Annotated in this window: 12 protein-coding genes and 1 riboswitch; of the genes, 5 read left to right on the forward strand and 7 right to left on the reverse strand. The window is 76.6% G+C overall.

Annotated features, from left to right (window positions below):
* Position 1 precedes the first annotated feature (1 nt).
* Positions 2 to 346: a hypothetical protein gene (locus Q3W71_RS26435; RefSeq protein WP_088994040.1), complete on the reverse strand. Its 345-nt coding sequence runs from the start codon at positions 344 to 346 to the stop codon at positions 2 to 4.
* Between the two features lie 115 nt (positions 347 to 461).
* On the reverse strand, positions 462 to 1,241 hold the full coding sequence (locus tag Q3W71_RS26440) for a DUF3153 domain-containing protein (RefSeq protein ID WP_302922182.1): 780 nt from the start codon (positions 1,239 to 1,241) through the stop codon (positions 462 to 464).
* Between the two features lie 366 nt (positions 1,242 to 1,607).
* On the opposite strand from Q3W71_RS26440, the gene Q3W71_RS26445 reads away from it, so the two are divergent.
* Positions 1,608 to 2,066 carry an NUDIX domain-containing protein gene (locus tag Q3W71_RS26445; protein ID WP_302922183.1) on the forward strand — a complete coding sequence of 153 codons (459 nt, stop codon included), beginning with the start codon at positions 1,608 to 1,610 and terminating at the stop codon, positions 2,064 to 2,066.
* A gap of 9 nt (positions 2,067 to 2,075) precedes the next feature.
* On the opposite strand, the gene Q3W71_RS26450 is transcribed toward Q3W71_RS26445, so the two are convergent.
* Positions 2,076 to 3,263, reverse strand: coding sequence for an FAD-dependent oxidoreductase (locus tag Q3W71_RS26450; protein WP_302922184.1), 1,188 nt, complete (start codon positions 3,261 to 3,263; stop codon positions 2,076 to 2,078).
* Between the two features lie 66 nt (positions 3,264 to 3,329).
* On the opposite strand from Q3W71_RS26450, the gene Q3W71_RS26455 reads away from it, so the two are divergent.
* Entirely contained in the window at positions 3,330 to 4,022 is a 693-nt protein-coding gene (locus tag Q3W71_RS26455; RefSeq protein WP_302922185.1) for a TetR/AcrR family transcriptional regulator, read from the forward strand.
* A 40-nt stretch (positions 4,023 to 4,062) separates the two neighbouring features.
* Here Q3W71_RS26455 and Q3W71_RS26460 read toward each other — a convergent pair whose 3' ends face one another.
* From Q3W71_RS26460 to Q3W71_RS26470, 3 genes are all read right to left on the reverse strand, one after another.
* Entirely contained in the window at positions 4,063 to 5,004 is a 942-nt protein-coding gene (locus Q3W71_RS26460) for an AraC family transcriptional regulator (RefSeq protein ID WP_302922186.1), read from the reverse strand.
* A 33-nt stretch (positions 5,005 to 5,037) separates the two neighbouring features.
* Positions 5,038 to 5,742 carry an alpha/beta hydrolase gene (locus Q3W71_RS26465; RefSeq protein WP_302922187.1) on the reverse strand — a complete coding sequence of 235 codons (705 nt, stop codon included), beginning with the start codon at positions 5,740 to 5,742 and terminating at the stop codon, positions 5,038 to 5,040.
* 298 nt (positions 5,743 to 6,040) lie between these two features.
* Positions 6,041 to 7,027 (reverse strand): LacI family DNA-binding transcriptional regulator, encoded by a 987-nt coding sequence (locus tag Q3W71_RS26470; RefSeq protein ID WP_302922188.1) that lies wholly within the window; start codon positions 7,025 to 7,027, stop codon positions 6,041 to 6,043.
* A gap of 154 nt (positions 7,028 to 7,181) precedes the next feature.
* On the opposite strand from Q3W71_RS26470, the gene Q3W71_RS26475 reads away from it, so the two are divergent.
* On the forward strand, positions 7,182 to 8,393 hold the full coding sequence (locus Q3W71_RS26475) for an MFS transporter (RefSeq protein WP_302922189.1): 1,212 nt from the start codon (positions 7,182 to 7,184) through the stop codon (positions 8,391 to 8,393).
* 159 nt (positions 8,394 to 8,552) lie between these two features.
* Complete coding sequence (locus Q3W71_RS26480; RefSeq protein ID WP_088994030.1) at positions 8,553 to 8,888, forward strand: hypothetical protein; 336 nt, start codon at positions 8,553 to 8,555, stop codon at positions 8,886 to 8,888.
* A gap of 16 nt (positions 8,889 to 8,904) precedes the next feature.
* Here Q3W71_RS26480 and Q3W71_RS26485 read toward each other — a convergent pair whose 3' ends face one another.
* Complete coding sequence (locus tag Q3W71_RS26485; protein WP_302922190.1) at positions 8,905 to 9,624, reverse strand: MBL fold metallo-hydrolase; 720 nt, start codon at positions 9,622 to 9,624, stop codon at positions 8,905 to 8,907.
* Between the two features lie 311 nt (positions 9,625 to 9,935).
* A riboswitch (cobalamin riboswitch) is annotated at positions 9,936 to 10,065 on the forward strand.
* Positions 10,066 to 10,384: 319 nt separating this feature from the next.
* On the opposite strand from Q3W71_RS26485, the gene cobN reads away from it, so the two are divergent.
* Positions 10,385 to 14,053 carry a cobaltochelatase subunit CobN gene (gene cobN / locus Q3W71_RS26490; RefSeq protein ID WP_302922191.1) on the forward strand — a complete coding sequence of 1,223 codons (3,669 nt, stop codon included), beginning with the start codon at positions 10,385 to 10,387 and terminating at the stop codon, positions 14,051 to 14,053.
* The last annotated feature ends 69 nt before the right edge of the window (positions 14,054 to 14,122 follow it).

Below are 14,122 nucleotides of genomic sequence, written 5' to 3' on the forward strand. Positions count from 1 at the left end.
CTCAGACCCAGGAGCGGATGATGCGGGGCTCGCGACCCTGCGCGAGCTGGGTGGGCGACGCCTGGGTCGCCTGCCGGTTGCCGGGCGGCAGCTGGTTGATGCCCAGCGCGGCGGAGAAGATGACCAGGCCGTTGAAGAACGCGATGATCCACTTCTCGGCGCCGGCGTCCGTGGCGAACGCCGCGGTGAGGTAGGACAGCGCGAGCGCGATGCCCAGCGCTATCCACTTGCGGGCCTTGTCGCCGCTCGGGCCGATCAGCCCGCCGATGACGTTGGTGGCCAGCAGCGTGGCGGCGCTCGCGCCGGTCAGGCTGCCCAGGGCGGCCCAGGTGAAAAGATCGTTCATGGCCGATCCCCCCTTCGATGTGCGGTGGTGCGACCGGGGTGGTGGTGCGGGCCGGTGGCTCCGGGGAGTCTCCGACGGCCCGTCCGCGGCGGCGGACGGGAGCGGGTGGGGTGTCTCAGGCGGACTCCGGCGGGCCGGCGGGCGTCGACCCCGCCGCCGGCTGGCCGCCGGGCACCCGGCCCGGCGGGGTGGGGCCGCCCGGCTGGCCCGGCAGCGCAGGGCCGGCGGGCGCCGGCCCGGGCGCGGCCCCACCGGCGGTCGCGGGCGCCGCCGGGCGCCGCCGCAGCAGCAGTACGACGACGACGGCGACGACGAGCAGGCCGACCGCCCCGGCGACGACCAGCAGCCAGGGGAAGCCCCCGGCGTCGTCCTCGGCGGCGGCGGCCGACGGCCGCGGTGGCGCCTCGGCGACCGCCCGCAATTCGGCCGGCTTGTTCTGGTTGCTGCCGACCTGCCAACTGACCGACCGTCCGTTGACAGTGCCGTTGGTCTCGCGTACCGGGCCGGGGAAGGTCACCGAAATCTCGAACGACATCAGCCGCAGGAAATCCTGCTGACTCTGCGGGTGTTGTTCGGCGATTTTGCCGCCGTATTTCTGCGGGTCGAGCGGCAGGGTGAACCGGTAGAGATCGCCGTCCCGGACGAGTTTCACGCTCTCGCTGTTGAAATCGCTCAGCGGGGTGTTCCGATAGGTGATCTGGAAACCGAAGACCCGGGCGTCCTCGTAGCGGGTCTCCTCGCCGGGCGGCAGTGCCGGGATGTTCTGCCGCAGCTCGGCGAAGCCCGCCTCGACAGTCCGGTTCCCGCTGGTCAACACGGTCTTCCGGGCGGTCAGCAGGAGCTGGCCGGTCACCGTGTCGTCGGCGTTGACGGCCAGCCCCATGTTCAGTTCCATGCAGCCGCTCAATACGGCCACGAGAGCGAGACACCCCGCGACGCGGAGCGCTCTGCCGCGGACGAGTCCCGTCATCATGGGCACAGTCTGTGTGATCCGGATCACGGTCAGCAGTCAGCGATCAGTCACAACGAAGTCGCCGATCTTACCGGCCCGTTGTCACGTTCGGTTGAGGCCGATCACCGGTCGAATAGCTAATCTGAAAGGTTGGCCGCCGGGTGCCAATTTCCCGGCGCCCGCGCCGCCGGTTGCCCGCCGTCGCCCGCCCGGCGTGTCGCGGATCGGCAAATGTCCCGGCGAGGGTGGCACCGGAGAGCCATCACGATGACGCTCCGGTATCACGCCGGCCTCGGGCTACGCTGCGACATGATCTCGATCTCGGCCGTGCTGCTGGTGGACGGGGACGGGCGCCTGCTGCTGCAGTTGCGCGACGAGCACGCCCCGAAGCATCCGAACGTCTGGGGTCTGCCCGGCGGACACGGCGAACCGGGCGAGACCGCCGAGCAGGCGGCCGTCCGCGAGCTGTGGGAGGAGACCGGGCTGCGCGCCGAGCACGGGTTGCGCCTCTTCGCCCGGCAGGAGTTGCCCGAGCTGGGCCGGGTGAAGCACTACTTCTGCGGCGCGACCGGTGCCGGGCAGGACGACGTGGTGCTCGGCGAGGGGGCGGCGATCCTGTTCGTGCCCGCCGAGGAGGTCCTCGACGGCCGGCCGTACACCCCGGGCACCGTCGAGGTGCTGGCCCGGTTCCTCGGCTCGCTCGAGCACGCCCGCCTGGCCGCGCTCGCTGCCACCGGCCGGGCCGGCCGGCCCCCCGCCGCCGGCTGACCGGGCGGGTCAGCGGCCTGGTGCGGGGTGGGGCGGGGCGCTGGCGGTCGGCGGCTGCCAGTCGGCGTACCGGGCCATGCCGCGCAGCGCGGAGCGGGCCGGGGTCAGCCGGATCAGCGTGTTGCGCAGCGCGACCGCCACCGGGTGGCGCAGTTGCTGCCCGAACCGGCCGGTGCGGGCCGCCGCCCGGGCGACGGCCTGGCTGCGCGGCCGCCGCTGCCGGTCGTACGCGGCCAGCGCGGCGGGCACGTCGGCCGCCCCGCCGGCGCAGACCGCACCGAGCGTCACCGCGTCCTCGATCGCCTGGCAGGCGCCCTGCCCGAGGTTGGGGGTCATCGCGTGCGCCGCGTCGCCGAGCAGCGCGACCCGCCCCCGCACGTACGACGGCAGCGGCGTGCCGAGGTGGAGGATGTCGTTGCGCAGCACCGCCTCCGGCGGGGTGGCCGCGAGCAGGGCCGGGATCGGGTCGTGCCAGGCGCCGAAGCGCTCGCGCACGGCGGCCAGTTCGTCCGGGGCGCGCCCGCCGGGCGGGGCGGTCACCGCGCCGTACCAGTAGACCCGCCCCTCGCCGAGCGGCACCATGCCGAACTCGGCGGCCGGGCCCCAGCTGATCGCCGCCGGCACCGGCGCCGGGAACGGGATCGCCGCGCGCCAGGCGGTCGAGCCCGCGTACACCGGGGCCGGGGCCTCGGGCCAGAGCCGGGCGCGCAGCACGCTGTGCAGGCCGTCGGCGCCGACCACCAGGTCGGCCCGGAGCGTGGCCGGCTCGCCGTGGCGGCGGTAGCGCACCTCGCCGGTGTCCGGGTCCACGTCGTCCACCTCGGCGCCGGTGCGCAGCGCCGGGGCCGGCAGCGCGTCGGCCAGGATCCGGTGCAGGTCGGCGCGGTGGATGCCGAGCGCGGTGGTGCCCAGCACCCGGGCCATCTCGTCGGCGTCCAACCGGGACAGCCAGCGCCCGCCCGCGGTGCGGATGCCGCCGGGGGCCTGCCGCCCCCGGGCGCGGACCACCGGCCCGAGCCCGAGGGCGTCCAGCCCGCGCAGCGCGTTCGCCATCAGGGTGAGCCCGGCGCCGACCTCGCGCAGCTCGGGGGCGCGCTCCAGCACGGTGACCCGCCAGCCGGCGCGGTGCAGGGCCAGTGCGGCGGCCAGACCGCCGATCCCGCCGCCGACCACGACCGCCGTCCGCGTCGCGTCCATCGCACCCGCCCCTTCTACGTCTGTAGAAGGGCATACTACATCCGTAGAAGCGGGCCGAGGAGGGGCATGGCACGGGCGGAACGGGTGGCGTCGCTGGCCGACGCGGCGATCGAGCTGCTCGCCGAGGGGGGCATGCGGGCGCTGACCCACCGGGCGGTCGACGCCCGGGCCGGCGTGCCGCTCGGCACCACCTCCGCCTACCTGCGGACCCGCCGGGCGCTGATCGAGGCGGTGGTGCAGCGGCTGGCCGACCTCGACCGCGCGGACCTGGTCGCCGAGCAGCTACCGACCGAGCAGCTACCGACCGAGCAGCTACCGGCCGGGCGGCCGCCGGCCGAGCAGCTACCGGCCGGGCAGCGGCCGGCCGGGCCGCCGGGGCCGCCGCTCACCCCGGACGACCTCGACCGGCTCGCCGCCGGCGTGGCAGCGGTGCTGGACCGCTGGCTCACCGCCGGCCGCAGTCGCACCCTGGCCCGGTACGCCTGCCTGCTGGAGGCGGTGCACCGGCCGGAGCTGCGGCAGATCCTCGAACACGGCACCGGCCTGCGGGTGCAGGCACGCGACCTGCTCGCCCGGGCCGGCGCGCCCGACCCGCGCCGGCGAGGCGACCAGTTCGTCGCGTTCGTCGACGGGCTGCTCTTCGACCGGCTGGTCGGCGCCGGAGCGCTGAGCGCCCCGCCGCCGGGCAGCCCGGCCAGCCGGGCCGACCTCGCGGCGGCCGTACGCACCCTGCTGCGCGCCGCCACCGACCCGGCCTGACGCCGGCCGCACCGGCGAGGCCCGGTCCCGGCCGGCCGGTTCAGTCGCCGGTCGCGGCGCCGACCCGGTGTGCGCTCGGGCTCACCCCGTGCACCCGCCGGAAGGCCGCGCTGAGCGCGAACGGGCTGCCGTAGCCGACCCGCCGGGCCACCGCGCCGACCGTGGCGTCCGGCTCCCGCAGCAGGTCGGCGGCGAGGGCCAGCCGCCACCCGGTGAGGAAGGTCATCGGCGGCTCGCCGACCAGGTCGGTGAAACGCCGGGCCAGCGCCGCCCGGGAGACGCCCACCTCGGCGGCGAGCGCGGCCACCGTCCACGGCCGGGCCGGGTCCTGCTGCAGCAGCCGCAACGCCGGGCCGACCACCGGGTCACCGGCGGCGGCGTACCAGGCCGGGGCGGTGCCGGGCCGGGCGAACCAGGTGCGCAGCGCGGCGATCAGCAGCAGGTCGAGCAGCCGGTCGAGGACCGCCTCCTGCCCCGGCGCGTCCCGGGTCACCTCCTCGGCCAGCAGCGGCACCAGCGGGCTGCGCCAGTCGTCGCCGGTGACCACCAGCAGCGGCGGCAGGGCGGTGAGCAGCCGCCGGCTCAGCTCGCCGGGTAGCTGGTAGGTGCCGGTCAACATCACCGTCGAGGCGTCCGGGCCGGTGCCCCAGGTGCGCACGCCCAGCCCGGACAGTGCGGTCAGCGGCTCGCCGCGCAGCGTCGTGCACCGCTGGCCGGGGTGGATCACCACCTGCGGCGGGGTCGCGGGGTCGTCGGCGACGGTGTAGGCGTCCGGCCCGCGCAGCACCGCCACGTCGCCGGGGCCCAGCCGGGCCGGCTCGCCGTCGTCCGGCACCACCCAGGCGGCACCGCGCACCAGCGCCACCACGGTCAGCGGCGCCCGGTCCTCGATGCGCAGCGCGAACGGCGGGTCCAGCACCGACCGGAGCAGGAACGCGCCCCGGGCCCGGGCCCCGTCCAGCAACCCGGTCAGCCCGTCCACGCCCGGATCATAGCCAGCCGGGCGGCGGTGCCCTCAGCCTCGCCCGCCGAGCCAGGCGACGGCCTGCTGCCGGGTGCCGGCGGGCACCTCGTGGCCGCCGGCGAACTCCTGGTAGGTGACGTCGTAGCCGAGGCCGCGCAGCCGGGGGACCAGGCGCCGGCTGCACACGTCGACCGGCAGCACCGGGTCGGCGGTGCCGTGCGAGACGAACACCCGGGGCCGGCCGTGGGTGACCTGCGGCGCGGCGAAACCGGGGGAGAAGGCCACCACCGCGTCGACCAGGTCGCCGTTGGTCAGGCCCAGGGAGAGGGCGTACGAGGCGCCGTCGGAGAACCCGCCGACCGCCACCCGGTCGACCGGGTAGCCGGCGAAGGCGGTGGCCAGCAACCCGTCCACCCGCCGCACGTCCGGCCCGAACCCCTCGACGATCAGGTCCCAGGTGCTCGACTCGGCCTGCGGGGCGACCAGCAGCAGGCGGTGCTCGTCGGCGACCGGGAGCAGCAGGTCCAACCCCTGCCGGGCCGAGCCGCCGGCCCCGTGCAGGAGCAGCACCAGCCGGTACGGTGGCCCGTCGACCGGTTCCGGGGCGTACACCATGGCCAACTGCCCGCCGTGCGGGTCGGTCAGCGCGGCCAGCCCGGCGGCGGCCAGCGCGGTCGGCGCGGCCGGCCGCGTGGTCAGCCGGCCGTGCCGCGGGTTCTCCTCCGGCTGCCGGTGCGGCGGCGCGGGTTCGGCCACGGGATCAGCGCTCTCCAGTTCCTGGGCGGGCGTGCGCCCGCGGATACCCCGCTGACCGGCGGCTAACCCCGGGGTCGTCGCGCCGGCCGCTCGCCGGCTCGCCGGCGAATCCGGTGCCGTCGCGCCGGCCGGTCCGCCCGGCGCCGCGGGCCGCCGTGGCGGCGCTCGCCCTGCGGCCGGTCGCCGTGGCGCGGATGCCGGAACGGGAATCCGCTACGGCCGCCCGGCCGGGCCGCCGCGGCCGTCCGGCCCCAGCCCAGCCGCGGCCGGTCCGGTCCTAGCCGCGGCCGGTCCGGTCCTAGCCGCTGACCCGGCGGACCAGCCGGGACGGGAACACGGTCACCGGCGGCGCGGGCCGGCCGGCCAGCGCGGCGGTCGCCGCGGCCGTGGCGATCTGCGCCACCGGGTGGGTCGCGGTGGTCAACGCGGGCGTGGTCATCGCGGCGAGCGGGATGTCGTCGAAGCCGGTCACGGCGACGTCGCCGGGCACGCCGACGCCGTCGCCGCGCAGCCGGTCGATCACCCCGAGCGCGGTGGCGTCGCTGATCCCGACGATCGCGTCGGTGTCCGGCCAGCGCGCCAGCACCTCACGGGCCGCCGTCCGGCCCCGGCTCGCGGTGAAGTCGCCGGGCACCAGCCGCACCGGCAGCCCCGCGTCCCGCATCACCTGCTGGTACGCCCCGACCGAGCGGCCGGCGCAGGAGAGCCAGCGCGGGCCGGTCACCATGGCGATGCGGCGGCGCCCGGTGGCGTACAGGTGGCGGACCGTGGCCGCCGTGCCACCGCCGTTGTCCACGTCGAACGAGGGCACCAGGGCGGAGCCGATGCCGATCGAGGCCACCCGGCCGCGCAGCGCCCGGGGGATCGCGGCGAGCATCGCCTCGGTGGTGTTGACCAGGACCAGCCCGCCCACGCTGCGGTCCTCGGCCAGCCGGCGCAGCCCGGCCGGCTCCCGGGTCGGCAACCAGTGCAGCACCACCCCCAACCCGTACGGCGCGCAGACCCGCGCCGCCGCGCCGACCACCCGGTCGACGTACGGGTCGTCGAGGACGCTGGCGTCGGCGCCCGCCACCACGACCACCAGCCGCACGCCGCTGCCCCGGACCAGCGCCCGGGCGGCGAGGTTCGGCGCGTACCCGAGCCGGTCGGCGGCCGCGTTGACCCGGTCGCGGGTGACCGGCGCGGCGTAGCCGGTGCCGGCGAGCACCCGCGAGGCGGTGGCCCGGGAGACCCCGGCCGCCGCGGCGACGTCCTGGAGGGTCGGTGGTCGGCGTGCCGTCGTCATCGCTGTCCTCCCCGTGGTCGGCCGCCCGCCGGCGGTCCCCACCGCATCATCCCGCGCCACGGGGCCGGTGGGTAAGGGGTGGAACCGGGTTGTGGTGAGAACGCTCTCAGGTGTGCGATCGAGGGGAAGTGCGTCCACCGGAAGGAAACCCGTCGTGAGTCCCGCCACCGCCCCACCCGCCGCACCGGCCCCGGCCGTGCCCCGATCGGTGCTCGCCGCCCGTACCGGCGTGGCCGTGGTGTTCGCCCTCAACGGCCTGGCCGTGGCCACCTGGTTCGGCCGGGTGCCGGCGGTCCGCGAGGCGCTCGGGCTCAGCGCCGGCCGGCTCGGGCTGCTGCTGCTCGCGATCTCCGCCGGCGCGCTGCTCGCCATGCCCACCGCCGGCCTGGTGGCCCAGCGTCTCGGTACGTCCCGGACGGTGGCCGCCTCCACCCTGCTCGTCGCGGCCGGCCTCACCCTGGCCGGGTTCGCCGGCCTCGCCGGCTCGCTGATCGGGGTGGCGGTCGGTCTCTTCGCGCTCGGCTACGGCTCCGGCACCTGTGACGTGGCGATGAACGTCGAGGGCGCGGCCGTGGAACGACGGCTCGGGCGTACCGTCATGCCCCGCTTCCACGCGGCCTGGAGTCTCGGCTCGGTGGCCGGCGCGGCGCTCGGCGCCGGAGCCGCCCGCCTCGGCCTGCCGATCGCCGCCCACCTGACCGCGATCGCCGTGGTGGTGCTGGTCGGCACCGTGCTGGCCGCCCGGTCGTTCCTGCCGGTGGCGGAGAGCACGACGGCCCCGGCTCCGGCCCGCCGCCGGCGGGACCTGCTGGCCGCCTGGCGGGAGCCGCGCACCCTGCTGGTCGGCCTGCTGGTGCTGGTGATGGCGTTCGCCGAGGGCAGCGCCAACGACTGGCTGGCGGTCGCCTTCGTCGACGGCCACGGCCTCAGCGAGGCGGCCGGCGCGGCGGTCTTCGGCGTCTTCGTGGTCGGCATGACACTGGGCCGGACGGTCGGCACCCTGGCGCTGGACCGGTGGGGTCGGGTGCGGGTGCTGGTCGCCACCATCCTGCTCGCCACCGTCGGCGCCGCCACGGCGGTGTTGGCCGGATCGGGGCCGGTGGCGATCGCCGGCGTCGCGCTCTGGGGCGTCGGCGCCTCGCTCGGCTTCCCGGTCGGGATGAGCGCGGCCGCCGACGACGAGGAGCGGGCCCCGGCCCGGGTCAGCGTGGTCGCGGTGATCGGCTACACCGCGTTCCTCGGCGGGCCGCCGCTGCTCGGGATGCTCGGCGACCGGGTCGGCACGCTGCAGGCCCTTCTGGTGGTGCCGCTGCTCCTGGTGCCCACCCTCGCCCTGGTCCCCGCCCTCCGCCCCCCGTCCCGCTGACCCGCGACGGCGGTCACCACGATCGCTCAGCAGGTGGTCGTCGACGCCCACCTTCCCGGCGGACGATCCCCGGTTCGCCGCGCAGGGGGCTCTCAGGGAGTGTCCAGGGGGTTGCCAGGCAGGGGTGGTGCACTGGGAGGGCGAGGAGAGGAGCGGGGCATGGGCTGGTTCAGCCGGCGGCCGCGGGCCGCCGAGGGAGCGGTGACGAAACTCGACCGGGAGGCGACCCGCGAGGACCTGGCGGCGCTGGAGGCGTTCGTGACCAGCCGCCGGGGCGTGGAGTTCTACCTGGAACCGGAGACCACGGCGACGGACACCACGGTGGTGGCGATCGCCCACGACGGCGAGTGGATCCGCCGCCGGACCGGCACCCCGCGGGCCGCCGGCGCGATCGCCCGCAAGCACGCGGTGCCGCTGTACGAGGCGGCCCGCACCGGCTACCCGGAGCGGATGCGCGCCTGGAACCGGGCCCACCCGGAGCGGCGCGCCCGCTGACCGGACGAGGACGGGTTCACGCCTCGGCGGCGACCGCCGCGCGCGCCTCGTCCAGCGTCATCGGCGGCTGGTGGCTCGCCACGTACCACTGGACGTCGTCGCTCAGCAGCCGGCGTACCAGGCCCAGGTCGGGCCGGTCCGCCGGGGTGCGCAGGTGTGCCGGCGGCGGGTAGTAGGCGTCGCCGAGCAGCAGCACCCCCGAGTCCGGCACGGTCACCACGGTGGAGTCAGGTGCGTGTCCGCCCCCGACGTGCCGCACCCGTACGCCCACCGGCAGCTCCAGCTCGTCGGTGAAGGTCCGGGTGGGCGGCAGCACCGCGAAGCCCTCCCACGAGTCGACGGCCAACGCCCGGGCCCGGAAGCTGGGGCCGAGCCGCGGATTGGCCCGCACCTGCTCGCGCAGGTACCGGTGGCTCCACGGCCGGGCCGCCTCCTCGCGCAGCAGCCGCTCGCCGGCGACGTGTCCCACGATCTCCACGTCCGGCCAGGCGCAGGCGCCCCAGACGTGGTCCCAGTGGTGGTGGGTGTAGACCAGCCAGCGCGGCGCCGGCAGCCCGGCGGCGCGCAGCGCGGCCTGGATCTCCCGGGCGTGCGCGGGGCTCTGCCCGGCGTCGATCAGCACGCTGCCCCGGTCGTCGGCGACCAGCGCGACGCCGGCCTGTACGGCCGCCGGATCGGGGTCGCCGGGGCAGAGCCAGACTCGCCCGGCGAGGTGCTCGAACCTCATGTCGATCATCGCGACACCTCCTCGGACGGGTGCGGAAAACGGCTGTCCGCCAAGATCCTAAACCCCGCCGGAGATCGGGCTCCCGGCACGTCGGCCGCGCCGCCGGCATCCCCCTCCGCGTGCCCTCTGCCCGGCGTCAACCCACGCGGCCTCAGCGGGCGGGAACCGTTGCGTGGGTTGACGCAGAGCCCGGGTGGTGGAGCGATGCGGCTCCGCGCGGATCGGAGCGGTTCGACGGCGGCGCAGGGCGACGCGGGGCGGCGAGGGCGCGTTGACCGGTACCCGGCGGGTGTGGCAGCATTCCCGGCCTGACGGCAGTGAAGGAAGCCGGTGCGATTCCGGCGCGGTCCCGCCACTGTCACCGGGGAGCGATCCCCCCTCGTGAGTCACGGCCGTGCGTGCGCGGTTGGAAGGCCGGGGGTGAGCGTCGATCCGGGAGCCAGGATACTTCGGCCGTCGGGAGTTGACCCCAGGGCGTGGACACCCGAGGAGGACCCGATGACGCACCGCGTCTCCATCGTCGGCGGCGGCCGCCGTACCCGGCCCGGCCGCGCCAGCGCACCCGCCGCCTTGAGCCGCCGCGCCGCCGCGCCCGCCGCGGGCCGCCGCACCGTCGTTCACCGCTGAGTTCCGCACCCTGCCGCGTCCCGGCACCGGCCCGCCGCCGGTGAGCCGGCCGCCGGCGCCGCCCGTCCGCTGAACCAGCACCCGTCCCGCCGCGCCCGGCCGCCTCCGTCGACCGGGCAGGCGTCACTCTCCGGAGCCATTCGTGCGCATCCTGCTGCTCTCCACCGCCGACACCGACCTGCTCGCCGCCCGGGCCAGCGGCGCCGACTACCGGCTGGCCAACCCGGCCCGGGTCGCCGCCGACGCCGTGCCCGCGCTGCTCGACGGCGTCCACCTCGCGGTCGTACGCCTGCTCGGCGGCCGGCAGGCGTGGCTGGACGGGCTGGCCACGGTGCTCGCCTCCGGCGTGCCCACGGTGGTGCTCGGCGGCGAGGCGGTGCCGGACGCCGAGCTGATGGCCGCCTCCACCGTGCCGTCCGGAGTGGCCACCGAGGCGCTGGCCTACCTGGTCGAGGGCGGGCCGGCCAACCTCGCCCAGCTGGCCCGGTTCCTCTCCGACACGGTGCTGCTCACCGGCGAGGGCTTCGCCCCGCCCGCGCCCACCCCGGCCTACGGCGTGCACGGCGAGCACCCCGCCCACCCGGACCGGCCGACCGTCGGCATCGTCTTCTACCGGGCGCACGCCCTCGCCGGGAACACCGCCTTCGTGGACACCCTGGCCGCCGCGGTCGACGCCGCCGGTGGCAACCCGCTGCCGATCTTCTGCGGCTCGCTGCGCGGGCTCACCTCGGGCGCCGGGCCGCTGGGCCTCTTCGCCGGCTGCGACGCCCTGCTGGTCACCGTGCTCGCCGCCGGCGGCACGGTCGCCGCGGACGCCTCCGGCGGCGGCGACGAGGACGCCCGGGACGTGGGCGCGCTCGCCGCCCTCGACGTGCCGGTGATCCAGGCGCTCTGCCTGACCAGCACCCGGGAGCAGTGGGCCGGCAGCGACGCCGGACTGTCCCCGCTGGACGCCGCCATGCAGGTGGCCGTCCCCGAGTTCGACGGCCGCATCATCAGCGTGCCGTTCTCGTTCAAGCGGATCGACGCCGACGGGCTCTCCGGCTACGCCGCCGACCCGGAACGCGCCGCCCGGGTCGCCGGCGTCGCGGTGCGGCAGGCCCGGCTGCGGCGGCTGCCGAACGCGCGGAAGCGGGTCGCGGTGGTGCTCAGCTCATACCCGACGAAGCACTCCCGGGTCGGCAACGCGGTCGGGCTGGACACCCCCGCCTCGGCGGTCCGGCTGCTCGGCGCGCTCGCCGAGGCCGGCTACCACCTCGGCGACGCCCGTGTGCCCGACGACGGGGACGCGCTCATCCACGCCCTCATCGCCGCCGGCGGGCACGACGTCGAGTGGCTCACCCCCGAGCAGCTCGCCGCCGCCCCCGCCCGGGTGCCCGGCGACCGCTACCGCCGCTGGTTCGACCAGCTGCCCGCCGAGCTGCGCGAACGGATGCGTGAGCACTGGGGCGAGCCCCCCGGCGAGCTCTACACCGACGGCGGGGACATCGTGCTGGCCGGGCTGCGGTTCGGCAACGTGGTGCTGCTCATCCAGCCGCCGCGCGGCTTCGGGGAGAACCCGATCGCCATCTACCACGACCCGGACCTGCCGCCCAGCCACCACTACCTGGCCGCGTACCGGTGGCTGGCCGCGCCGGTCGCCGACGGCGGCTTCGGCGCCGACGCGGTGGTGCACCTGGGCAAGCACGGCACCCTGGAATGGCTGCCCGGCAAGGGAGTCGGGCTGGCCGCCGGCTGCGCCCCGGACGCCGTCCTCGGCGACCTGCCGCTGGTCTACCCGTTCATCGTCAACGACCCCGGCGAGGGCACCCAGGCCAAGCGTCGCGCGCACGCCGTGGTCGTGGACCACCTGGTGCCGCCGATGGCCCGCGCCGAGACGTACGGCGACCTGGCCCGGCTGGAGCAGCTGCTCGACGAGTACGCCACCGTGCAGGCCCTCGACCCGGCCAAGGTGCCCACCGTGCGGGCCCAGATCTGGGCGCTGGTGCGCGCCGCCGAGCTGCACCACGACCTGCACACCGAGCAGATGCCCGGCGAGGACGACTTCGACGACTTCGTGCTGCACCTCGACGGCTACCTGTGCGAGGTCAAGGACGTGCAGATCCGCGACGGGCTGCACGTCCTCGCCGCCGCGCCCACCGGCGAGCCGCGGGTGAACCTCGTCCTCGCCGTGCTGCGCGCCCCGCAGGTCTGGGGTGGCCGGTACGCGCTGCCCGGCCTGCGGCAGGCGCTCGCCGCCGCGTACGGGCTGGACGAGCAGGCGCTGCTCGCCGCGCCCGGGGAGCGGCTGACCGCGCCGGAGGCGCTGAGCGACACCGTCGACGGGCCGGCCGGCACCGCCGCCGACGCGGTGGACCTGATCGAGGCGCTCGCCCGGCGGCTGGTGGTCGGCATGGAGACCCTCGGCTGGGCGCCCGACAAGGTCGACGCGGTGGTCGAGGAGGTCACCGGCCGGGCCGTCCCGGACGCCGCCGCGGTGCTCCGCTTCGCCGCCACCGAGCTGGTGCCCCGGCTGGAGCGGACCACCGACGAACTGGCGCACACGCTGGCCGCGCTCGACGGCCGGTTCGTGCCGCCCGGCCCGTCCGGCTCGCCCACCCGCGGCCTGGTCAACGTGCTGCCCACCGGGCGGAACTTCTACTCCGTCGACCCGAAGGCGATCCCCAGCCGCAACGCCTGGGACGTCGGCGTGGCGCTCGCCGACTCGCTGCTCGCCCGGCACCTCGCCGACACCGGCGGGTACCCGCGCTCGGTCGGGCTCACCGTCTGGGGCACCAGCGCCATGCGGACCCAGGGCGACGACATCGCCGAGGTGCTCGCGCTGCTCGGCTGCCGGCCCACCTGGGACGACCGGTCCCGCCGGGTCACCGGCGTCGAGGTGGTGCCGCTGGCGGAGCTGGGCCGGCCCCGGATCGACGTCACGGTGCGCATCTCCGGCTTCTTCCGGGACGCCTTCCCGCACGTCGTCGCGCTGCTCGACGACGCCGTGCGGCTGGTCGCCGCCCTCGACGAGCCGGCCGCCGACAACCACGTCCGCGCGCACGTCGCCGCCGACGTGGCCGAGCACGGCGACGAACGCCGGGCCACCGCCCGCATCTTCGGCTCCAAACCGGGCGCGTACGGCGCCGGGCTGCTGCCGCTGATCGACGCCCGCAACTGGCGCAGCGACGCCGACCTGGCCGAGGTGTACGCGGTCTGGGGCGGCTACGCCTACGGCCGGGGGCTGGACGGGCGGGAGGCGCGGGCGGACATGGAACGCTCCTTCGCCCGGATCGCGGTGGCGGTGAAGAACCAGGACACCCGCGAGCACGACATCGTCGACTCCGACGACTACTTCCAGTACCACGGCGGGATGGTGGCGATGGTCCGCCACCTCACCGGCGCCGCCCCGGCCGCGTACGTCGGCGACTCGGCGATGCCGCACGACGTGCGGACCCGGACGCTGGGCGAGGAGACCCGGCGGGTGTTCCGGGCCCGGGTGGTCAACCCGAAGTGGATCGCGGCCATGCGCCGGCACGGCTACAAGGGTGCCTTCGAGCTGGCCGCCACCGTGGACTACCTGTTCGGCTACGACGCCACCGCCGGCGTGGTCGACGACTGGATGTACGAGCACCTGGCGGCCGCGTACGTCTTCGACGAGACCACCCGGGAGTTCCTGGAGCGGTCCAACCCGTGGGCGCTGCGCGGCATCACCGAGCGGCTGCTGGAGGCCGCCGACCGGGGCCTGTGGGCCGCTCCCGCCCCGGCCACCCTGGACCGGCTCCGGGAGACGTACCTGACCACCGAGGGCGACCTGGAGGAGCGGCAGTGAGCGCGAGGAGTGAGCCGGCTCTGCGAGCCCCGCAGTCGCGAACGGAAGGCAGCGCAGTGACCGGGTACC

It is taken from the genome of Micromonospora sp. C28SCA-DRY-2, assembly GCF_030519475.1.
In the GTDB taxonomy this organism is placed as follows: Bacteria; Actinomycetota; Actinomycetes; order Mycobacteriales; family Micromonosporaceae; genus Micromonospora.